Here is a 22,279-nt window from a genome sequence, read left to right on the forward strand (position 1 = left end):
TTTTGAGAGACCCGAGGTCTCTGATGAGACTGCCAACCCCTTCGCAGATGTAGCGGAAGAAGGTCCCCAGCGGCCCGTCGTTGTTGAACGACAGCGACAGGGTGCAGATGGCCCCGCTTTCGGCCTTAAGCTGGATCGACATGTCCATGGCAATGCCAAGCTCGGGGTGCATCGGGCCTTGCATGGCGTGGGCTTCGACGATCGGTCCGGCCTGATAGGCGAACAGATCCACCGTGTGAGCGGCGTGGTGCCACAGCAGGTGGTCGGTCCAGCTGCGCGGCTCGCCCTTGGCGTTGATATTCTTGCGACGGAAGAAATAGGTCTGCACGTCCATCTGCTGGACGTTCAGCTCGCCTGCCGTGATCTTGTTATGGATGTACTGGTGGCTGGGGTTGAAGCGGCGGGTGTGGCCGACCATGCAGACCAGCCCGGTTTCCTTTTGCTTGGCCAGAACAGCTTCGGCGTCAGCAAGGCTATCGGCCACCGGAATCTCGACCATCACATGCTTGCCCGCATCCATACAGGCGATGGCCTGTTGGGCATGGATGGGCGTCGGGGTGCACAGAATAACCGCATCCACCTCTGGCTTGGCCAGCGCCTCGTTCAGGTCGGTCGTTGCGTGCGCGATGCCGTAACGGTCGGCGACGGCACGCGTCGCGTCGATGTCGTGGCTGATCAGGCTGACCACTTCCACGCCGTCGATCTGTTTGAGCGCATCAAGGTGCTTTTCGCCAAAGGCACCGGCGCCTGCGAGGGCAATCTTCATGTCGATACTCCGAAATCAGCTTTCCGGTTCGAGCACGATGTGCCCGACCGCAGTGTTGGACGCAGGCACGTGATAGTGCCGGTGAAGTTCGCGAACCTTCGGCCCAAGGGCACCGCGCATGATCAACCACATGACCATCTCGATGCCTTCGGAACCCGTTTCGCGCAGATATTCGATGTGCGGGATGTGACGCAGGCGCTGGGGATCAGCCGTCAGATCATCCAGAAATTTCTGGTCCCATTCCGCATTGATCAGCCCCGCGCGCGGGCCTTGAAGCTGGTGGCTCATGCCGCCCGTGCCCCAGATCTGGACGTTCAGGTCCTCGGGGTAGGACTCCACCGCGCGGGCGATGGCCTCGCCCAGAGCGTAGCAGCGGTTGCCCGTGGGCGGCGGATAGGTCACCACATTGACCGCCAGCGGCACCACCTTGCACGGCCACGACTCTGGCTGGCCGAACATCAGGCTCAGCGGCACCGTCAGGCCGTGATCGACGTCCATCTTGTTGACGACCGTCATATCGAATTCTTCGAGGATGCAGCTTTGCGCGATGTGCCACGCCAGATCGGGATGGCCGATGACATCGGGCACCGGACGCGGCCCCCACCCCTCGTCCGCCGAGGCGTAACGCTCGCCACAGCCAATGGCGAAGGTCGGGATGAAGTTCATATCGAAAGCCGAGGCGTGATCGTTATAGACAAGGATCACGACATCCGGCCGCTGGACCTCTTCCCACGCGCGGGTCCAGTCAAAGCCCGCAAAGCACGGTGCCCAATAGGGTTCTGCCGTCTTGCCAAGGTCCATCGACGCGCCAAGCGCCGGAATATGGCTGCTGGCGACACCTGCAGTAATACGCGCCATCAGTAGGGTTCCTTCTTGGAGCGCAGACCCTCGGGCGAGCGGCCGCCCGCGATCATCATGGCCTGATAGTCTTCGGCACTCATGCCGGTCATGGTTCCCACGGCTTGCAGGAAGCTGATTTCATCCGTGAAGAAGACCTTGGCGAGGAAGTAGATGTTCCCTCCCTCGTCCAGCGCGGCGTTATAGTCGCGGTTCAGGACGGCCTGCTTTTGGGCCTCGGTCATCGGCCATTCGTCGAGATAGGCCCGCTCGTCCGCCTTGAAACGCTCGCGGTTCTCGGCCTTCATCAAGGTCATGCAGAACTGGTTCAGCCAATAGCCCTTGCGGGCGCGCGCCGCCGTAAAGATGCGCGTGCCGGGAATGTCTTCCAACTGCTCGAGGTATTCGTGGATGTCCTGATGGGTGCTGCTCATCGGCCCTGCCCCTTCAGAAGGGTATCCAGACGCGGGAAAACGCGACGGGCATTGGCCTCGAAGATGGCGTGGCGCTCGGTGTCCGGAATATCCAGCGCGTCGATGTAGCGCTTGGTGTCATCGAAATAGTGGCCCGTGGTCGGGTCGATCCCGCGCACAGCGCCCACCATTTCAGAACCGAACAGTATGTTCTTGCTGTCGATGACCTTGGCCAGCAGATCGACACCCGGCTGGTGATAGACGCAGGTGTCAAAAAAGACGTTGTTCATCACATGGGTGGCGAGGTCCGGCTTCTTCAGCATATCGGCCAGCCCGCGATAACGGCCCCAGTGATAGGGCACCGCGCCGCCGCCATGCGGGATGATGAAGCGCAAGGTCGGGAAGTCCTTGAACAGATCGCCTTCGATCAGCTGCATGAAGGCGATGGTGTCGGCGGCGATATAATAGGCCCCCGTCGCATGCATGGCGTGGTTACAGCTGCCCGAGACGTGGATCATGGCCGGAACGTCCAGCTCCACCATCTTCTCGTACAGCGGGTACCAGTATTTGTCGGTCAGGGGCGGATGTTTGAAATGGCCGCCGCCCGGATCGGGGTTCAGGTTGCAGCCGATAAAGCCCAGCTCGTTGACGCAGCGCTCCAGCTCGGCAATCGACCCCGCCAGATCGGCCAGCGGCGATTGCGGCAGCATGCACACGCCGACAAAGGTCTCGGGATACAGCTTCACAACCCGCGCGATCAGGTCGTTACAACGACGCGACCATTCGATGCTGATGGCCTCGTCGCCGACATGGTGCGCCATGGTCGAGGCACGCGGCGAAAAAATCGTCAGATCCGCACCGCGCTCGCGCAGCAGGCGAAGCTGGTTCTTTTCGATCGTCTCGCGGATTTCGTCGTCCGAAATGTCCGGATAGGCCGGTGCGGGCTGGCCCGCCTTGAACGCCGCGACCTGAGCCTCCCGCCATGCGGTGTGGGCTTGCGGTGCCGTGGTGTAGTGGCCGTGGCAGTCGATAATCAGTGTCACTAGGCTTGCCCCCCTATGAGCAAAATCGAGGCTATTTTGTCTTGGAGTGTTTCCGGCGGCTCGCGTTGGCCCAAGGCTCCGATGACCGCCTGTCGCACAACCGTGCCGCGGCTCATGTCCGAGCCAGTGCCAAGGTCATCCAGCGTCTTGACCACCTCGGCCATCTCGGCAGACCGGCGCGAGCCATGCACCAACATGCGATCGAGATTGTAGTTGGCGCGATCCGACCACGCGGCCTCGCTCCAACTGGCATCCAGCGAGGTTAGCACTTCGTCCAGAACGCCCGCCTTGGTTGCCGCCAGCACACATTCGGCGCTCAGGGCTTCCTGCCCCTTGACCATGACCGACCGGATCATCTTGATCGAAGAGGCGCGACCGACAGGACCGTCGATTACTCTCGGCTTGTTGAAACCCAGCGCCGCCAACCGGTGCTTGGCCAGTAGTGCCTGCGATCCACTGAGCAGCAGCGGCACATTCAGGGCGGCAGGCTGAACGGGCGACATCACCGCCACATCGACATAGTGCCCACCCGCAGCCTCTATCGCGCGGGCGGCGGCCTGTTTGGTCGACGGGGCCACACTGTTGAGATCGAGATAAAGCGCACCTTCGCGGATCGACCGCGCCGTCGTCTCTGCGACCGCCAGCGCCTGATCGGCGGTGACCAGCGAAATGACAAGGTCACGCCCCGCCACAGCATCGGCGTGCGTGTCGCAGCCGGCCACACCGACGCGGGCGTAATCCGCCAATTTGGATGCGCGGCACTGCGCGTCATCGGTCAGCCGGTCAAAGACCTTGGCCTGCTGTCCCCATGCACCCGCCGAGGCAAAGGTCTGCCCCGCCTCGCCAAAGCCGATAATCGCAATATCCAGAACCTGCGCCATAGATAATGGATACGGCGCACCACTGTTCGGCGACCAATCATATTGATTGTTCACCTATTTGAAAAAGCTAATTATGCCTCAGAACAAATATGCTCGGACTTTACTCTCAGGGTTTCAAGGAAGGCGCGCTGCAGGGGCGTTGGGCGCCAGTCGAAACGCGTAGTGACACCGATGGAGCGCGCCACATCGCCCGGCGCATCGGCGATTTTCACCAACCAGTCCGCTTCCAACTCCACGGCCACCTGATCGGGTGACAGAAGGGTCAAAAAGTCGGTCTCGCGCAGAATCTGACGGATCATCATGACCGCACCGCATTCAATCGGAACACGCGGGACAGAGACACCCTCGGCCTCGAACATGGCCTGCCACTGGGCCCGCAAGGGCGTTCCTGCGGCCGCCGTGATCCAAGGATAGAGAGCCATCTCCGACAGCTTCAGATCGTCGCCCCTGCCCGCCAAGGGATGACCGGCCCGCCCAATAATCACAGGACGATCCTGAAACAGCGGATAGTGGATCAAGCCCTCTTCGCCGCCCCCAAGCCTCAACGCCCCGACCATCAGATCCAGCTCGCCATCGCGCAATGGCCCGACTAACTCCGTGTACGAACCCTCGATGATCGCAATGCCGGTCTCGGGGTGCCGCGCATGAAAATCCGTAACAACTTCAGGTAGTATGCGCGCGCGCGAGAGTGGCATGGCCCCCACCGTTATCCGCCCGACCTCGCGCCCCTGAAGCATCGCCAGCTCGTCCAGAGCCGATCGCAGCTCGGCCTCGCCCAGACGGAAGGCGCGTGCGACCTGCGTCCCTCTATGCGTCAGGGCGATACCCCTGCCCCGCCGTTCCACCAACGGCTGTCCGATGACCAGTGACAACTCGCCGACCGAGCGGTGCAGCGAGGGTTCGGACAGGCCCGTCACACTGGCTGCGGCGGCATAGCTGCCCTGTCGCGCCAAGGCCAGAAAGGCGCTGATCTGGGCCGCGGTGGCATGGCGGGCGTCCATTAATCGCACCGCCGCCTCTACCCGTGGTGCCAGCATCATCGCCGCCTCGGTCGGGGCCATGCCCGCCGATCGGCGCTCGAACAATGGCAAGCCCAGCTGGCGTTCCAGTTTCGCGATGCCCTGAGTGATCGCCGGCTGGGTCAGGTTCACGATCTGGCTGGCCGCACTGATGCTTCCTGACTGGACGATGGCCGCGACCGCACGCAGGTGCCTGATATTCAGATCGAAGGGTCCCATGACCTAGACTTAGCAGAAACTAATACAGATAACAGCAATCCAAATAGCGTTCGACGAACATGACAACACATGATGCCCAAAACCGCTGAAGCTTGAGGAAGTCATGGCCGGAATCGTCGTCCAGAACATCGAACGCCCAGATCTGTCGATTATCGATGGATTGGCTCAGTGCGGCGTGGCCACCGTGCACGAAGCGCAAGGCCGCACCGGACTTCTGGCCCCCCACATGCGCCCCATCTACGTCGGGGCACGTATCGCAGGCACGGCGGTGACCATCTCGACCCCTCCGGGTGACAACTGGATGGTCCATGTCGCCATCGAACAGCTTCGCGAGGGCGATATTCTGGTTCTGGCCCCGACCAGCCCCTGTACCGACGGCTATTTCGGCGACCTGCTGGCAACCTCGGCCCAAGCTCGCGGGTGTCGCGGATTGATCATCGACGCCGGCGTGCGCGATGTCCGCGATCTGACGCAGATGAATTTCCCCGTCTGGTCCAAGGCCGTCCACGCCCAGGGCACGATCAAGGCCACGCTCGGATCGGTGAACGTGCCCGTGGTGTGCGCGGGTGCCCTGATCAACCCCGGGGACGTTATTGTTGCCGATGACGACGGCGTCTGCGTCGTCCCCTCTGCCAAGGCTGCAGAGGTGCTGGAGAAAGCCCGCGCCCGCGAAGCCCTCGAAGAAAGCAAGCGCAAGCGTCTGGCGTCGGGCGAGCTGGGCCTCGACATCTATGACATGCGCGGCAAGCTGGCCGAGATGGGCCTGAAGTATGTCTGAAGCCCGCGTCATGTGGATGCGCGGCGGCACGTCCAAGGGCGGCTATTTCCTCAAGGAGGACCTGCCCGCCGATCCCGCCGCGCGTGACGCCTTCCTGTTGCGGATCATGGGCTCGCCTGACAGCCGCCAGATCGATGGCATGGGCGGAGCCGATCCCCTCACCTCCAAGGTGGCCGTTGTATCCCGCTCCAGCCGCGAAGGCGTGGATGTCGACTATCTGTTCCTTCAGGTCTTCGTCGATCAGGCGTTGGTTTCGGATCAACAGAACTGCGGAAATATCCTTGCCGGTGTCGGCCCCTTTGCCATTGAACGCCGGCTGAAAGCCGTCGCGGGCATCGAGACTCCCGTCACCATCTATATGGAGAACACAGGCCAGATCGCCGTTGCGACCGTCAAAACCCCCAACGGCACTGTCGATTACAGCGGCGATGTCCGTATCGACGGCGTTCCCGGCACCGCCGCGCCGGTCCCACTCCAGTTTCTGGACACGGCTGGCTCCAGTTGCGGCGCACTGTTGCCGTCTGGGAATGCGGTTGATGTGATCAACGGCGTGCCTGTCACCCTGATCGACAACGGCATGCCGTGCATCGTTTTCAAAGCCGAAGATGTCGGCGCCACGGGCTATGAAACCCGCGAAGAGCTGGACGGCAATGACGCGCTAAAGGCCCGCATCGAGGCCATTCGCCTGATCGCGGGTCCACTGATGAACCTGGGCGACGTGACCGATAAATCGGTGCCCAAGATGATGCTGGTTGCGCCGCCACGACATGGCGGTGCCGTCACTGTCCGCAGCTTCATCCCCAAGCGCGCCCACGCCTCCATCGGCGTGCTGGGTGCCGTCAGCGTGGCCACCGCCTGCCTGATCAAAGGGACACCTGCCGCCGAGGTGTCCGTGGTGCCCGATGGCCAACGCAAGACGCTTTCGGTCGAACATCCGACCGGCGAGACCACCTGTGTCATGGAACTGGACGAGCGAGGCAATGTCACCAGCGCCGCCATGCTCCGCACCGCACGCAAACTGATGGACGGGACTATCTACGCATGACCGACACGCTGAACCGCCGCATTGTCAGCTGGCACTCAAATCCGTCAAAGCCGCGATATCTTCCGCCCGCTGGAGCCATCGACGCGCACTGCCACGTCTTTGGTCCCATGGCGCAGTTTCCCTTCAGCCCTAAGGCGAAGTACCTGCCAGAAGATGCTGGTCCCGAAGCACTTTTTGCCCTTCGTAATCACCTCGGCTTTGCCCGCAATGTGATTGTTCAGGCCAGCTGTCACGGGACTGATAATGCCGCCACCCTGCACGCGATTGCCGTTTCCGACGGAAAGGCGCGGGGTGTGGCTGTGGTCGATCCCGATATCAGCTTCGACGAACTTGAAGTTCTACATGAAGCAGGTATTCGCGGCGTGCGCTTCAACTTCCTGAAGCGGCTGGTCGATGACGCGCCAAAGGACAAATTCCTCAACCTGGCCGAGCGTATTGCGCCGCTGGGCTGGCACGTGGTCGTCTATTTCGAAGCCGACATTCTGGAAGAAATGCTGCCCTTCCTCGAGGCCATTCCGGTACCGATCGTCATTGACCACATGGGTCGCCCGTCCATGAGCCAAGGCCCTGATGGCGCAGAGATTACGGCCTTCAAAGCCCTGATGGACAGCCGCGCAGATATCTGGACCAAGGTAACCTGCCCTGACCGCCTGTCGTCGCAACCGGACCCGTGGAACGATTTTGTCGAAGTGGTGCGCCCGCTGGTCGAACAACATCCCGACCGCGTTCTGTGGGGCACCGACTGGCCCCATCCCAATATGCAGGACAACATCCCTGACGACGGCCATCTGGTCGATGTGATCCCGCGCATCGCCGTCACTGAAGAACTTCAGCGCAAGCTTCTGATCGACAATCCGATGCGGCTTTATTGGCCCGAGGAAGTGACTATCTGAACACTCCTATGCGTCGTACGACCTCAGGTGGGAGCGTTCGGTACACTTCGGGCCGATCAAGACCATAGGCTGCTAAAACAAAGGCCGGACGAGTTGATCGTCCGGCCTTTTCTTTCGGGTGTCGGAGCCGCTTAAAGCGCCGATCCGCCCAGCTTGTAGGTCAGCTGGAGGTAGTAGCTGCGACCCACAGAGTCGAACCACGAGATGTCGTAGTAGGGATAGGCGCTGTAGGTCTCGTCCTTGACCGGCCCCTCGTCGAACAGGTTGTTCACCGTCAGCGACAGGCGGACGTGGTCCGTCAGGTCGTACTGGGCCGAGGCGTTGAACATCCAGCTGTCCTCGATATAGGCGTCTTCGTAATAGTTCGGCAGTTCGCCCAGATACTGGCCCTGAAGCGTCGCCGTCAGCTTGTTGAAGGCCCAGCTGACGCTCGCCGTGCCCTTTTCGCGCGGGATGTAATAGCCGCTGTCATAGGCCAGTTTGTCGATGACCGGATCGCCCGGATACTGCTGGAAATCATGCTCGTCGACATAGGTGTAGGACGCCGAGAAGGTGAAATCGCCCGCACGTTCCGTCGGCACACGCCAGCGGGCCGCCACGTCAAAGCCTGACGTCGTTTCCTGCGCGATGTTGATCGGATTGGTCGATACACCGATCAGGCTTCCGGCCAGCGGGCCGGTGGCCTGACGGTTCACGCGGGCAACGGCGTCAACACAGGTCGGGGACGATGCATCCATCCCGCCAGTGCGGCACGCCGCCTCGTTACGCAGGATGGTGTCGATATTCATGTCGCGGACCTGATTGGTCAGCTCGACATTGAAATAGTCCAACGACAGGCTGATGTTGCGCGTCGGCTGCCAGACGATACCGGCGTTGAACGACTTGCTGGTTTCCGGATCCAGATCGCGGTTGCCGTTGCGATAGGCGACGATCCCCTGACCATCGAAGCTGCAATCGCCGATGTCTTCATCGGGTTCTTCGGTGGCGCAGCGGTAGTAATCCGTGGCCGACGGGTGGGTGTTACCCGGCCCCGAGAACACATAGTGCAGGTCCGGCGCGCGGAAGCCCGTGCCATAGGCCGCCCGCAGCAGGACCGTGCGGTGCGGACGGTATTCCAGACCCAGATTATAGGTAAACTCGCCCACATCATTGTCCGCGAACGAATAACGGTCGTAACGACCGGCGGCGTTCACCTCCAGATTGCTGAGCAGCGGCGCACGGACCTCGAAGCCCGCACCGAGGTGGTTACGGTCCCCCTCGCCGTCCGAGTCCACCAAACCGTAATAGTAGGGGATCAGCGCATTGGGATCGGTGTTCAGCTCATAGCTCTGCTTGCCGCCTTCGACCACCGCCGCGAACCCGACCGGACCAGCGGGCAGTTGGAACAGCTCGCTATTGGTGATGGTGGCCGACAGATTGGTGCTGCGCGAGCGCGGATTATAGACGGAATCCGCCGTGATCGATGCGTATTCCTGCGGAGTCAGCGGCGTGTAGAGACGCGAGACATCCGGCGCGAAAATGGCATAGCCGCTATCGGCATCCACACCCAGTTGCGGGCCGAGGAAGAAGGCGTTGGCCTTGGCGGCGATCACCTGCGGGAAGCTGACCTTGGAGCGGTACTCCGAGTGGTTCAGCGCAATCTCATAGCCCCAGACATCCCCCTCGCCGAAGGTGCCCTTGATGCCGGGGGTGATGGTGAAGCTGTCGGAGCGGTTGCGGGTAAAGCCACGGGCCAGACCGCCCATTTCCTCCGGCGAGAACTGGCGCTGCCAGCCTTCCAGCGAGCCGGTGTTGGCGTTGAAGAACAGGCCGTCCTCGCTGCCGTTGGCGTCCTGATAGAGCCAGCTTTGCACGTCGCGGAACAGCTTCAGTTCGCTGTGGCTGTACTGCAGATCAAGGAACAGTTCGGCGCGGTCAGACAGGGTGTAGCCCATCGACGCATAGGTGTTGATCGCCTTGCGGTCGCTCAGGATCGTGCCATAGCCGATGGCTTCATCACTGCCGCAGAAATAGCCGTAGCGCGGGCGGTTGGCATAATAGGTCGTGCCGCCGTTCTGGTCCCCTAGCGCGTCACAGACGGCCTGACCGGGATCAAGATAGTCGTCATATTCGTCAAAGCGCAGATAGGCGCGACGGGCCGTGGTGTTGGTGGGGCTATCCTTGGTCGAGTCCTGAATGTCGCGATCATAGGCCCACAGGGGCTTTTGCCGCAGCAGTTCCGCACCGAACACGCCATGGAAGCGGTCCCGGGTAAGGCCACCGCTAACCGTCAGGCGCTGGGAGTCACCGCCGCCGTCCTCGGTCAGGCCCTGACGGAAATCAAAGCGGATGCCGTCAGCGGACTTCTTGAGGATGAAGTTTACCACACCGGCAATGGCGTCAGAGCCATAGACGGCGGACGCGCTGCCACTCAGAACCTCGACACGCTCTATTAGGCCGACCGGAAGGTTCGAGACATCGGTGAAATTGCTCTGCCCCTGAAACGGCAGGGGGAAGTCGGCGATGCGACGCCCGTTCACCAGCACCAGGGTGTGGTTCGGTCCCAGACCGCGCAGGTCAACCTGCTGTGCCCCCGGAGTGAAGGATGCGCCCGAGAAGGATTGCTGGCTCTGGGTTTCGCCGCCGTTCTGGGTCACAGCGCGCAACAGGTCGGGTACACTCTGGTAGCCGTTACGCAGGATATCCTCCGACGTAATCACGCTGACGGGAGCTGGGCCTTCCTTATCGATCTGGCGCGGAATGCGTGAGCCGATGACGACGATGTCGCCGACCGAAGTAGCCACATCATCGGACGGTGCCGTCTGTGCCGCAGCATCCAAGGCCAGAAAACTGCTGCCCGCTGCCAGCAAACCCACAAAAGACCTAGCAATACTCATGGTGATCCCTCTTTCCCTATTCGGCAGGATGCACCGGAATTGATCTTTGGGAAGAAGAAATATCTGAGAGATATCGCTCAGCGGAATGAAATGTGTCCTTATGTCCGCAAGTTTTGATTTCGAGGGTGTTTTTATGCGGTTGGCAATCTTTACAGTTATCGCTGCGGTTGTACTTGCCTTTGGACTTCCCCGCGCGGCTGTGGCCAGCCCTGATGGCTATGCCTATTACGAGATCGGCGACATTGCCGCCCCTACCCCCGGCAAGGTCGAAGGGGGGATGATGCTGATGGGCGGCGGGGATTGGCCGGTCAGCGCCTTCCGCTGGTTCGCCAACAAAGCCGGCAATGGACACATCGTTGTTCTGCGCGCCTCGGGGGCCGAAGACGCCGGCGAGGAAATCTATCGCGACATCGGCAATGTCACCTCGGTACGGACGATTGTTTTCGATGACCGCAAGGCATCCAGCGACCCGCGCGTTCTGGCACTGCTGGCCGAGGCGGACGGCATCTTTCTGGCTGGCGGAGATCAGGCCAAATACGTCCGCTTCTGGAAGGGCACCCCTGTCGAGGATGCGCTGAACAACCACGTCGCACAGGGCCGACCGATCGGCGGCACAAGCGCGGGCCTCGCTGTACTGGGTGGTGCGGCCTATGGCGCGATGGACGATGGCAGCGTGAACTCGCTGAGCGCACTCAAAGACCCGCTGGGTCCGGAAGTCACCATGGTTACCGACTTCCTGACCATGCCCTATCTGCAGCATGTGGTGACCGATACCCACTTCGCCGCCCGTGACCGCTTGGGCCGCCTCATTGCCTTTGTCGCCAATGTGCGGGCGACATCGGACCCTGAGGCCATCGGTCTGGGCGTGGATGAAGAAGGCGCCTTGTGCGTCGAGGCCGATGGCACGGCGCGCTATCACGGCAAGGGTTATGCGTGGCTGGTACAGCCGCAGGGCATGCCCCAAGCCACCGTCGGCCAACCACTCAACTTCGAGGACGTCCGCGTCACCACGCTGGGCACGGTCGGCACGATTGACCTCAAGACCATGACCATCGACTTACCCGCCTTTTCGGGTGTGGCGGCTGTCCGCGAGGGACTTTTGGTCAATGCTCCGGTCGAGCCGGTCGATCCGGCTGCGGTCGCGCGCTAGGAGATCTTCATCAGAACAAAAGAAAAGGCCCTGCCGCATCGCGTGGCAGGGCCTTATTTCTATCGGGATCAGCGATTGCGGATGAAGCCGCGCAGATCCGATGACAGCTTACGCAGGTCCTGCTCGCGCACGTACATCATGTGGCCGGATTCATAGTAGTGCCACTCGATGCGGCCATCGGTCGGGAAACCGGGGCGTTGCAGCGAATATTCGGCACCGAAGAACGGCGTGGCGAAGTCGTAATAGCCCTGCCCCACAAAGACGCGCAGGCCGCTATTCTCGCGCAGCGCACGGCCAATATACGGCGCGACGTTCAGATAGCCCTCGCCACCGCGCGGACCATTGATATTCCAGTCCCAGCGTCCGACGCCGCCAATCGACGAATAGTTCACCGACGGCGAATAGCCCAGATGCTCGCGCGACCACCAGTTGATGGCCGTCGTATAGGCCCCGTCGATGCCATAGAAGCTGGGGTCATTATCGGCACTTTCGCCGGCGTTGTCGTAATCAACGCCGGTATAGCGACCATCCAGACGACCGATGGTCAGGCCACGATCCCGCAGCAGTTCCTTATAGAAGCGATCCAGCGAGACACGCAGATTGGCGTTGCTGAGATAGGTCTGCGACAGGCCCGTGAAATGCGCCAATTGCGGCAGGATGGCCGCGCGCTCCTCGGCGGTCAGGGCATTGCCCTTCAACAGCGCCGAAGCATAGGGACCGATGGCAAAGGCGCGGGCCTGTGCGACGAATTCCTCGACGGTGGCGGGCTTGTTGGCGACCTTGTTGTGATACCAGGCCGCTGCCGCCTGACTGGGCAGGTTGGTCACAAAGGCCAGCTCATTGCCCTGAACCTCGGCCGCCTGACTGAAGTCCATGATGGCCGAGATCAGGATGATGCCCGTCACCGACACATCGCTGTATCCGCCTTCCAGTTCGTTGATGACCGCCGCCGCACGGGTGGTGCCATAGCTCTCGCCGCCGATGTATTTCGGCGCGTTCCAACGCTGGTGCTCGGTCAACCACAGACGGATGAAATCGGCCATCGACTTGGCGTCCTTGGTCACGCCCCAATAGTTGGACGGATCGGTATCGCCCAAGGCGCGGCTGAAGCCGGTGCCGACCGGATCGATGAACACCAGATCGGTGACGTCCAGCAGGGACTCGGGGTTGTCCACGATCGGATACGGCGGGGCACCGTCATCGCGGGCATCGGACGGCACAACCACACGCTTGGGACCAAAGGCCCCCATGTGCAGCCAGACCGAGCCGGAACCCGGCCCGCCGTTCCACAGGAAGGTCACCGGACGGTTCGGGTCGGTCGGACCTTCCTTGATGTAGCTGTAGGAGGTGATGGCGGCCAGCGGCTTGCCGTCCTTGTCCCGCAGATAGGTTTCACCGGCGACGGCGCGATAGTTGATGCGCTGACCGCCAAAGGTGCCGGAGTGCCGCGTGACCGAGACCACTGGATCGGGAATGGCCGCGTCGGCGCGGGCTTCGCGCGACGGGCGCTCTGCTGCACCGGCGGATTGCGCCATCACTGTGCTTGGCAGCGCCAAGGCCAAGGCGGAAGCGGCGGTAACAAGCAGTCTTTTCATGTCTTTCCCCTCTGGCATCAGCGCGTCCCCCTCTAGAGTCGCCTGCTGATGCCAATGGGCTAAGACGATTGCCGCTGTAATACAACCTCGGCCGCACGACTGTCCGAAATGCGCGCCAATGCGGCGAGTATCAGCGCCTATTCGACCGGTTTTGCCAGATACGTCGGCATATCCAGTTCGCCCTCCATACGGGCCACCGCCACGCTGACCGACAGGTCGGAGGTGCAGTTCGGAACGGTCCGCAGCATGTCCAGCGGACGGTCGAACGGCAGGATAAAGCCGACGATCATGGCCGTTTGCTCTGGCCCCAGACCGATCACCGACAGGACCGCTGCCAGCAGGAACAGCGACGCCGAAGGCACGGGTGCCGTCCCCAGAGCAACCAGAGTGGTCACCGCCATAATGGCCAGATAATCCGCCAGCTCCAGCTGCACGCCGAACACCTGAGCCGAGAAGGTAGCCAGCAGGCCGACATAGAGCGCCGTGCCATCCATGCTGAGCGTGACGCCCAGCGGCAGGACGGTAGACGCCACCGTCTTGCTGACCCCCAGATTGTTCTGGGCCACCCGCATGGCGACAGGCAGGGTGGCCGATGACGACGATGTCGACAGCGCGACCACGACCGCATCGGCGATATCGCGGAAGAACGGCACCACAGGCACCCGCGCCAGCAGCCTGACTAGAAGCCCGTGCACGATCAGCGTCTGAAACGCACACCCGATCAGCACACAGATGGCCAGCTTGAACACGTTCAGGAAGGCCGCAGGGCCACTGGTCCCCACCACCCACGCGATCAGGGCGAACACACCAAACGGCGCGATCTCCATCACGTAATAGACGAGGCGCAGCATCACCGCCGAAGCGGATTCAAACACGGCGCGAAGTGGCTGGCCCTCCTGCCCCACCGCCAACAGGCCAAGGCCGAGCAGCACAGCAAAGAAGATCACCGACAGCGTGTCCCCTGCCGCCAGCGAGGCGACGGGGTTCAGCGGCACAATCTCCATCAAGGCCTGCCCCAAGGGCTTGGCCTCGCCGACGGATTGCGGAGTGACGCCCGTCAGATCGACACCGACACCCGGCTTGATCAGCTTCCCGACGGTCAACCCCACCGCTGACGCCACCAGCATCAGTCCGAAATAGAGGATCGCCGTCCGCCCGCCGATGCGCCCGAGACGCGAGGGATCGGCCATGGAGGCCACACCCGACACCACCGTCACGAAGATCAGCGGCACGACCAACATCCGGATCAGGCGCACAAACACGTCGCCTAGCCACTTCAGCTCAACGGCCCTGTCTTTCAGGATCAGCCCGACAGCCGCCCCCAGCACCAGCCCAAGCAGAATGCGACGCCAAAGCGGGACATCGAACCAGAAACGTTTAAGCATGGGGTCACCTCGCCACCGCAGGCGGTCGCAGTCATCAAAAAACCGGCCCGCCGCACGCGCCGACTACCGGATGAATACAGAGAATGACGTTCAATGCGAGAATCGTCCATGCAGATCAAACATTTGACCGCACGACGGGCGCAGCAACACAGCGGCTAAATTAGTAACCGGGTCATCCACTCCCCCAAGCGGATGACCCGGCTCTGGATCTGGTGGACCGGGTGTCTGACGACAGCAACCGGTTCCCCCCCTCCAGCTGTCGGTACCTAGGTACCGGACAGACGAACTAGGGCACGTAGCACGACGCTACAACCCAATACTAAAACTGCCCACATCGCCCCTGTGATCACCACACGGGCGTTACGGTGCAGAAAACAGACGACAGCCCCCACCATCATCATACCCTCTGAAATCCGTGTTTCACTAAGAAACACAACACTGAGGGTGCCGCAAGATGTGTTCCAACATAGATGCGTATCTATTTGGCACCTTGCGGCCCTTATTTACACCAATCGGCTTTGGACCACCGCAGCTTCGACGAAGCTGGCGAACAGCGGGTGCGGTTTGAACGGACGGCTCTTGTACTCGGGATGGTACTGAACGCCGATAAACCAGGGGTGATCCTTGCGCTCGACCGTCTCCGGCAAGACGCCATCGGGCGACAGGCCAGCAAAGTACAGACCCGCCTTCTCCTCGATCGCCTCGCGATAGTTGATGTTCACCTCATAGCGGTGACGGTGACGTTCCGAGATGGAGGTCGTGCCGTAGATGCGGGCAATGAGCGAATCATCGGCCAGCGTCGAATCATAGGAGCCCAGACGCATGGTGCCGCCCAGATCGCCGCCCTGCTGACGCAGAACACGCTGGTTACCTTGCGACCACTGGGTCATCAGACCAACCACAGGCTCTTCCGCCGGACCGAACTCGGTCGAGGTGGCCTTGGGATAGCCTGCCAGATGGCGCGCAGCCTCGATGACGGCCATTTGCATGCCGAAGCAGATGCCGAAGTACGGGATCTTCTTCTCGCGGGCATAACGGGCCGCCTGAATCTTGCCCTCTGCCCCGCGCTCGCCAAAGCCGCCGGGAACGAGGATGGCGTGTGCGCCTTGCAGACGCTCGGCGGCCTTTTCGGGATCACCCTCAAAGGTATCCGCCTCGACCCAATCCAGATTGACCTTCACACGGTTGGCCACGCCGCCGTGCATCAGGGCCTCGATCAGCGACTTATAGGCGTCCTTGAGGACGGTATATTTGCCGACGATGGCGATGGTGACCTCGCCTTCGGGATTCAGGCGGCGGCGAACGATCTCGTTCCAGCCCGACATGTCCGGTTCCGGCGCATCGTTAATGCCAAAGTGGGCCAACACCTGCGTGTCCAGACCCTCGGCGTGATAGTCCTGCGGCACGGCATAGATGTCAGCCGAGTCCATCGCCTGAATGACGCTGTCCGGACGGACGTTACAGAACTGGGCGATCTTGCGCTTTTCGTCGGCGGGGATTTCCGCCTCGCAGCGGCACAGCAGGATGTCCGGCTGGATACCGATGGAGCGCAGCTCCTTGACCGAGTGCTGGGTCGGCTTGGTCTTCATCTCGCCAGCCGTCTTGATGAACGGCAGCAGCGTCAGGTGAACGAAGCACGACTGGCCACGCGGCAGGTCCTGCCCCAGTTGGCGGATAGCCTCGAAGAACGGCAGGCCCTCGATATCGCCGACAGTGCCGCCGATCTCGACCAGCACGAAATCAACATCCTCGCCCTCGTCGGTCTTTGCCGGATTGAGGACAAACTGTTTGATCTGGTCGGTGACGTGCGGAATGACCTGCACGGTCGCGCCGAGGTAATCGCCACGGCGTTCCTTCTCGATGATGGTCGAGTAGATGCGGCCGGTGGTGATGTTGTCGGACTTGGCGGCCGAAACGCCCGTGAAACGTTCGTAGTGACCCAGATCGAGGTCCGTCTCCGCGCCGTCGTCGGTCACGAAGACCTCGCCGTGCTGATAGGGCGACATCGTACCGGGGTCGACGTTCAGATAAGGGTCGAGCTTACGCAGGCGAACCTTGTAACCGCGCGCTTGAAGAAGCGCGCCAAGAGCGGCGGAAGCGAGGCCTTTACCAAGGGAGGAAACCACGCCGCCAGTGATGAACACATATCTAGGCATGGGAGGGAACCCTAACCTATTTCCGTCCCCGCGTCAGTCGAAAAGATTTCGACCAAAGGCTTGTACACAATAAAAAAACGCGGCCCTTGCGGACCGCGTTTCTTAAACTTGGCTTTTAAGCGGCGCTTACTGGGCCGGAGCAGCCGGAGCCGGTTGTGCCGGAACCGCAAGGCTGGCTTCCAGATCGTCCAGCGACATGGCCGACGGCTGGGCCGGAGCTTGCTCGGGAGCGGCCTGTTCAGCCGGAGCCTGCTCTTCCGCGCCGATGGCAATCGAGCCGATCGCGTCGGCATCGATACCCGAGCGCGACGAACGCTCGACGTTACCGGCGATGGTCAGGGCGATGGCGCAAACGAAGAAGGCGCCGCCCAGAATGGCCGTAACGCGCGTCAGCAGATTGCCTGCGCCGCGTGCGGTCATGAAGCCGGAGTTGCCGCCGCCCATACCCAGGGCACCGCCCTCGGAGCGTTGCAGCAGAATCACGCCGGTCAGTGCGACCGAGATGATGAACATTACGACGAGCAGGATGGTCTGAAGCATGGTGACATTCATGTGGGCGCGAGAGTGCGCCGATCAAGAGGCGGCCTCTAACATTGATAACGGCGGGGATCAAACCCCGTCGCAATATTAGACAGCGCGAATAATGCCGAGGAAGTCTTCGGCCTTGAGCGAAGCACCGCCAACCAGTGCGCCACCGACTTCCTTCACATTGAGGATTTCCTTGGCGTTCGAAGGCTTCACCGAACCGCCGTACAGGATCGGAGCCTTCTCGCCCCCTGCCCCCAGACGGGCGACGATGGCGGCGCGAACGGCGACGTGGACTTCTTCAATCTGTTCGAGCGTCGGGGTCAGACCGGTGCCAATGGCCCACACCGGCTCATAGGCAACAGCGAAGGCATTGCAAGACAGCGACTGCGGCAGGGACTGCATGACCTGCTCGCTGACCACGGCGACAGCCTCACCAGCCTCGCGCTGTTCCAGCGTCTCGCCAACGCAGATGATCGGCTCAAGACCGGCGGCCAGTGCGGCCTCGACCTTTGCAGCCACATCGGCATTGGTTTCGCCAAAGCCCGTGCGGCGCTCGGAGTGACCGAGGATCACAAGGTTCGCACCTGCATCGGCCAGCATCTCTGCCGACACCGAGCCGGTGAAGGCACCGCTGGCGGCGGCGTGGCAGTCCTGACCGCCCACTTCGATGGCGGAGCCACCAACCGTGGCGGACATACGCTCGATCAGGGTCGCGGGCGGGCACAGGGCCACGCGGCAGTTGGCGGCTTCGGCATCCAGAGATACGCGCAGGGCCGCTGCCTCTTCGAGGCTTTCCCCCACGCCGTTCATCTTCCAGTTGCCAGCGATCAGCTTGATAGATTCGGTCATGCCCCCTGTGTAGGACACAGTCTCGCCATACGCCAAGTCGCAGCGTTCAAGGGCGGATCGCAAACCGGCAAAATCATCGCCCTATCCGCATATTGGGCTATTTATACAGGGCTCTGCGCTTGCGGCCCCCTGCCGACTGATCCTATACGCGATGCTGGCGCAATTCTGACGCTGGTTTCCGACAGGTTTCCCGACACATGATTTCCCTGTTCCGCAACTTCGCGAAGTCGAAATGGGCTGTGGGCCTCTTCGCCCTCATTATATTGAGCTTCGTCGTTGTCGGCGCCCAGTCGGACATCTTCTCCAATCTGGGCCCGCGTCACGTCGTGTCCGCCGGTGAGCGCAGCATGGATGGCGCGCGCTTCCGCACCGACATGGAACGCGTCCGCGCCAACGTCAGCGAGCAGGCTGGCCAACAGGTCACGCTCGAAGAACTGGCCGGTCAGGGCTACGTCAACCAGATGCTGGAAAGCCTGACCATGCGTCTGGGCTTTGCCGACTGGGCCTGGAAAGCGGGCATCCGTCCGGGCAAGGCCCTGATTGCCGCTGAAATCCGCAAGATTCCGGCCTTCTTCAACCAGATCACCGGCCGTTTTGACGAAGAGCAGTACAAGCAGGTGCTGGCTCAGCAAAACATGACGCCGGAAATGCTGACGCAGGAAGTCCGTGACCAGTACACCTTCCAGCACTTCGGCTCGGCTATCGCCTCGGGCGTCCGCCTGCCGAAGGCCTATGCCGCGATCATGGTTGCCAGCGCGACCGAGACCCGCGATGGCGCTTGGTTCACCGTGACCCAAGCCATGGCCGGTACCGCAGGCACCCCGACCGACGCCCAGCTGACCGCCTTCATGAAGGAAAATGAAGCCCAGCTGCGCATGCCGGAATTCCGTCAGGTCTCGATGGTCCTGTTCACCCCCGGCCCGAACGAGCCGCGCGCTGCCATTTCGGAAGAAAAGCTGCGTGAACGCTATGACTTCCGCAAGGACAGCCTGAGCCAGCCGGAGAAGCGCAACTTCACCCTGCTGACCGTTCCGACTCTGGACGCGGCCAACAAGATCGCTGCCGAACTGCGCGCAGGTAAAACTCCTGCCGAAGTCGCCGCCGGAGCCCGCATCCAGCCGGCTCCGTACAACAACACCCCGCGCAGCGCCTTGGGCGATGCCAAGATTGCCGAGGCCGTCTTCGGTCTGGCTGGCAATGGTGTGACCAATCCGGTTCAGGGCGCTGTCGGCTATACCGTGGCCGTGGTGACCGCCATCGCTCCGGGCCAATCCATGTCGTTCGAGCAAGCCCGTCCGCAACTGGTGGCCGAACTGCAAGCCGAAGCCGCCAAGCAGGTCGCCTATGACCGCGTGAAGGCCTTCGAGGAAGCCCGCACCGCTGGCAAGTCGATCGCCGACGCTGCCAAGGCTGCCGGTGCCCGTATCGCCCAGCTGCCGCCGTTCACCCGTGACGGTCGCCTGCCGAACGGCCAGCCGTACAACCTGCCCAAGCCGATCCTCGACACCGCCTACGCCCTGAACAAGGGCGGCGAGTCGGACGTGTTGACCGCTGCTGAAGGCGAGTATTTTGCCCTGCGTGTAGACGACGTTCGTGCCTCGGCCCTGCCGACGCTGGACGAAGTGCGCCCGATGCTGACCCAAGCTTGGGTGCAACAGCAGAACGCACGCCTTCTGGCTCAAAAGGCCGAGGAACTGGCTGCCCGCGTCCGCGCTGGCGAAGACATCACGGCCGTGGCAGCTTCGGTCAACGCAGCCGTCAACGTCCGCACCAATGTGTCGGCTGACGCTGCTGGCCAGCAAGCCCACGGCGCAGGTGCGCTGCAGGGTCTGTTCGGTACCGCCAAGGGCCAGACCTTCTCGAACCAAGCCGAAAACGGCTTTGTGATCGGCAAGGTCACTGCGATCCATGCGGCCAATGTCGGTCGCGCAGCCCCGCTGATCGCACCGGCAACCCGCCAACTGTCGCAAGGCTGGGGTAATGAGGCTGTTCAGGTCGCCATGACCGCCGCCGCCGCCCGCACCAAGGCCAAGAGCGATCTGGCCGAAGCCTATCGTGCACTGGGCATCGAAGCACCGGCCGCTCCGGCGGTCGCTGGCCCCGCTCCTGCACCGGCTCGATGATGCCACAGGCGGAGCGTAATGCGTTTGTAAACGGACTGGCAGCTGGGAAGACCCAGCTGCTGGTTCGCCGCCTGATCAACGACCTTGAGACGCCAGTCTCGGCCTATCTCAAGGTCGCCCATGGCCGCCCCTACGCCAGCCTGCTGGAGTCGGTAGAGGGCGGCGCGGTGAACGGTCGCTATTCGATCGTCACCCTCTCGCCGGACACGGTCTGGCGCTGCCTCGATGGCAAGGCAGAAATCGCCCGTGGCGATGCCATCCTCTCTGACACCTTCACGCCCGAAGAGCTGCCCGCGCTGCAATCGCTGCGGGCGCTGATCGCGGCCAGCAAGTTTGACCTGCCTGCCGATCTGCCGCCGATGGCCGCGGGCCTTTTCGGTGTGTTCGGCTATGACATGGTGCGTCTGCTGGAGCCGCTGGGTCCGGCAAATCCCGATCCGCTGAACCTGCCCGATGCCGTTCTGGCACGACCGGGCCTGATCGCCATTTTCGACTCGGTGAAGCACGAGATCGTGCTGGTGGCCGCCACCTATGCGGACACCGGCGCTGATCCCGAAGCGGCCTATGCCGCCGCTGTCGCCCGCCTCGAAGAGTTCGAGGACCGCCTTCGCAGCCCGATGCCGATCCAGCGCGAGCCGGAGCCCGTCCCTGCCCCCGACTTCAAGTCTCCGGTGGATGGCGATGGCTATGCCGCCATGGTTGCCAAGGCCAAGGACTACATCCGCGCGGGCGACATCTTCCAGGTCGTGCTGGCGCACCGCTTCTCGGCTCCGTGGAGCCAAGACCCGTTCGCCTTCTATCGGGCGCTGCGTCGCGGCAACCCGTCGCCGTACCTCTTCTATCTGGACTATGCGGCCTTCCAGCTGGCTGGTTCCAGCCCCGAAATCCTCGTGCGCCTCAAGGATGGCCGCGTGACCATCCGTCCGCTCGCCGGAACCCGCCCGCGCGGCACCACGCCAGAGCTGGACAAGCAGCTTGAGGCCGAACTGCTGGCCGACCCCAAGGAACTGGCAGAGCATCTGATGCTGCTGGATCTGGGCCGCAACGATGTGGGCCGCGTGTCCGCACCGGGCACAGTCGAGGTCACGGAAAGCTTCGTCGTCGAACGCTATTCGCAGGTCATGCACATCGTCTCCAACGTGAACGGTCAGGCTGACCCGAAGCTGGACGCGGTGGACACCCTGCTGGCCGCCCTGCCCGCTGGCACGCTTTCGGGCGCGCCCAAGGTTCGTGCGATGGAAATCATCGACGAGCTGGAAACCGAAAAGCGCGGCGTCGGTTACGGCGGCGGCGTGGGCTATATCTCGGCCAATGGCGAGGCGGACATCTGTATCGTTCTACGTACCGCCATGTTCACCGACAACCGCATCTTCGTGCAGGCCGGTGCCGGTGTTGTTGCCGACAGCGATCCGGCAGCCGAATACGCCGAGACGCTGGCGAAAGCCCGCGCCCCGATGAAGGCCGCCGAAGAGGCATGGCGATTCAGCGCAACAACCCACGCGCAACCCTTGGCAACGGCCAAGGGCGCGGCGGGATCAAGCGACGTCGCCGCTTAAGGAGTTCTGGTGATGTCGGTTTGGTCCCTGCGATCCGGACCGGCATTCACCGTTCCGATCAGCAATAATCCCATAGCGGCTGCAAAGGCTGCAGCGAACAGCATGGGCGGTTTGGAGGGCGCTTCCATGCTCGATTCTTCGAGCAAACGACGCGCGTCGTGGATGGC

General features: G+C 62.3%; 18 protein-coding genes. 6 read left to right on the plus strand and 12 right to left on the minus strand.

Features of this window, described 5'->3' with window-relative positions; all coding sequences use genetic code 11:
• The 6 genes from Q0Y42_RS11565 to Q0Y42_RS11590 all read right to left on the minus strand — a co-directional run.
• Positions 1 to 766: Gfo/Idh/MocA family oxidoreductase (locus Q0Y42_RS11565; protein ID WP_297803877.1), on the minus strand; the 766-nt coding region annotated here is incomplete at its 3' end.
• A gap of 15 nt (positions 767 to 781) precedes the next feature.
• Positions 782 to 1,624: a class III extradiol dioxygenase subunit beta gene (locus tag Q0Y42_RS11570; RefSeq protein ID WP_297803879.1), complete on the minus strand. Its 843-nt coding sequence runs from the start codon at positions 1,622 to 1,624 to the stop codon at positions 782 to 784.
• Positions 1,624 to 2,037: a protocatechuate 4,5-dioxygenase subunit alpha gene (ligA, locus tag Q0Y42_RS11575; protein WP_297803881.1), complete on the minus strand. Its 414-nt coding sequence runs from the start codon at positions 2,035 to 2,037 to the stop codon at positions 1,624 to 1,626. Before ligA ends, Q0Y42_RS11570 begins: the two co-directional genes overlap by 1 nt.
• Complete coding sequence (locus Q0Y42_RS11580) at positions 2,034 to 3,059, minus strand: amidohydrolase family protein (protein WP_297803883.1); 1,026 nt, start codon at positions 3,057 to 3,059, stop codon at positions 2,034 to 2,036. Before Q0Y42_RS11580 ends, ligA begins: the two co-directional genes overlap by 4 nt.
• A complete protein-coding gene (locus Q0Y42_RS11585) occupies positions 3,059 to 3,940 on the minus strand; it encodes an NAD(P)-dependent oxidoreductase (protein WP_297803885.1) in 882 nt (293 codons plus the stop codon). The genes Q0Y42_RS11580 and Q0Y42_RS11585 overlap by 1 nt, the downstream gene beginning before the upstream one ends.
• 71 nt (positions 3,941 to 4,011) lie before the next feature.
• Complete coding sequence (locus Q0Y42_RS11590) at positions 4,012 to 5,178, minus strand: LysR substrate-binding domain-containing protein (protein ID WP_297803887.1); 1,167 nt, start codon at positions 5,176 to 5,178, stop codon at positions 4,012 to 4,014.
• Between the two features lie 103 nt (positions 5,179 to 5,281).
• Here Q0Y42_RS11590 and ligK point away from each other — a divergent pair, with 103 nt between their 5' ends.
• From ligK to Q0Y42_RS11605, 3 genes are read left to right on the plus strand one after another with little or no spacing between them, the layout of a single operon-like run.
• The gene (ligK, locus tag Q0Y42_RS11595) at positions 5,282 to 5,956 is read left to right on the plus strand and encodes a 4-carboxy-4-hydroxy-2-oxoadipate aldolase/oxaloacetate decarboxylase (RefSeq protein ID WP_297803889.1); all 675 of its coding nucleotides are present in this window, start codon (positions 5,282 to 5,284) and stop codon (positions 5,954 to 5,956) included.
• Positions 5,949 to 7,001, plus strand: a complete 1,053-nt coding sequence (locus Q0Y42_RS11600) for a 4-oxalomesaconate tautomerase (RefSeq protein ID WP_297803891.1) — start codon at positions 5,949 to 5,951, stop codon at positions 6,999 to 7,001. Before ligK ends, Q0Y42_RS11600 begins: the two co-directional genes overlap by 8 nt.
• Entirely contained in the window at positions 6,998 to 7,894 is an 897-nt protein-coding gene (locus Q0Y42_RS11605) for an amidohydrolase family protein (protein WP_297803893.1), read from the plus strand. Before Q0Y42_RS11600 ends, Q0Y42_RS11605 begins: the two co-directional genes overlap by 4 nt.
• Positions 7,895 to 8,025: 131 nt before the next feature.
• On the opposite strand, the gene Q0Y42_RS11610 is transcribed toward Q0Y42_RS11605, so the two are convergent.
• On the minus strand, positions 8,026 to 10,770 hold the full coding sequence (locus Q0Y42_RS11610; protein WP_297803895.1) for a TonB-dependent receptor: 2,745 nt from the start codon (positions 10,768 to 10,770) through the stop codon (positions 8,026 to 8,028).
• A 133-nt stretch (positions 10,771 to 10,903) separates the two neighbouring features.
• Here Q0Y42_RS11610 and Q0Y42_RS11615 point away from each other — a divergent pair, with 133 nt between their 5' ends.
• Positions 10,904 to 11,920 carry a cyanophycinase gene (locus Q0Y42_RS11615; RefSeq protein ID WP_297803897.1) on the plus strand — a complete coding sequence of 339 codons (1,017 nt, stop codon included), beginning with the start codon at positions 10,904 to 10,906 and terminating at the stop codon, positions 11,918 to 11,920.
• 68 nt (positions 11,921 to 11,988) lie between these two features.
• Here the strand turns inward: Q0Y42_RS11615 and Q0Y42_RS11620 are convergent, their stop codons facing one another.
• The 5 genes from Q0Y42_RS11620 to tpiA form a co-directional block, all read right to left on the minus strand.
• On the minus strand, positions 11,989 to 13,515 hold the full coding sequence (locus tag Q0Y42_RS11620) for a peptidase S10 (RefSeq protein ID WP_297803900.1): 1,527 nt from the start codon (positions 13,513 to 13,515) through the stop codon (positions 11,989 to 11,991).
• Between the two features lie 137 nt (positions 13,516 to 13,652).
• A complete protein-coding gene (locus Q0Y42_RS11625; RefSeq protein WP_297803902.1) occupies positions 13,653 to 14,900 on the minus strand; it encodes a dicarboxylate/amino acid:cation symporter in 1,248 nt (415 codons plus the stop codon).
• A 503-nt stretch (positions 14,901 to 15,403) separates the two neighbouring features.
• Positions 15,404 to 17,056: a CTP synthase gene (locus Q0Y42_RS11630; protein WP_297803904.1), complete on the minus strand. Its 1,653-nt coding sequence runs from the start codon at positions 17,054 to 17,056 to the stop codon at positions 15,404 to 15,406.
• 126 nt (positions 17,057 to 17,182) lie between these two features.
• Positions 17,183 to 17,596 (minus strand): preprotein translocase subunit SecG, encoded by a 414-nt coding sequence (gene secG / locus Q0Y42_RS11635; RefSeq protein ID WP_297803906.1) that lies wholly within the window; start codon positions 17,594 to 17,596, stop codon positions 17,183 to 17,185.
• Positions 17,597 to 17,683: 87 nt separating this feature from the next.
• Positions 17,684 to 18,433, minus strand: coding sequence for a triose-phosphate isomerase (gene tpiA, locus Q0Y42_RS11640; protein ID WP_297803908.1), 750 nt, complete (start codon positions 18,431 to 18,433; stop codon positions 17,684 to 17,686).
• Positions 18,434 to 18,630: 197 nt separating this feature from the next.
• Here tpiA and Q0Y42_RS11645 point away from each other — a divergent pair, with 197 nt between their 5' ends.
• A complete protein-coding gene (locus Q0Y42_RS11645; protein WP_297803910.1) occupies positions 18,631 to 20,556 on the plus strand; it encodes a peptidylprolyl isomerase in 1,926 nt (641 codons plus the stop codon).
• A complete protein-coding gene (trpE, locus tag Q0Y42_RS11650) occupies positions 20,553 to 22,112 on the plus strand; it encodes an anthranilate synthase component I (RefSeq protein ID WP_297803913.1) in 1,560 nt (519 codons plus the stop codon). The genes Q0Y42_RS11645 and trpE overlap by 4 nt, the downstream gene beginning before the upstream one ends.
• Positions 22,113 to 22,279: the final 167 nt, after the last annotated feature.

It is taken from the genome of uncultured Brevundimonas sp. (genome assembly GCF_947305955.1).
Taxonomy (GTDB): domain Bacteria; phylum Pseudomonadota; class Alphaproteobacteria; order Caulobacterales; family Caulobacteraceae; genus Brevundimonas.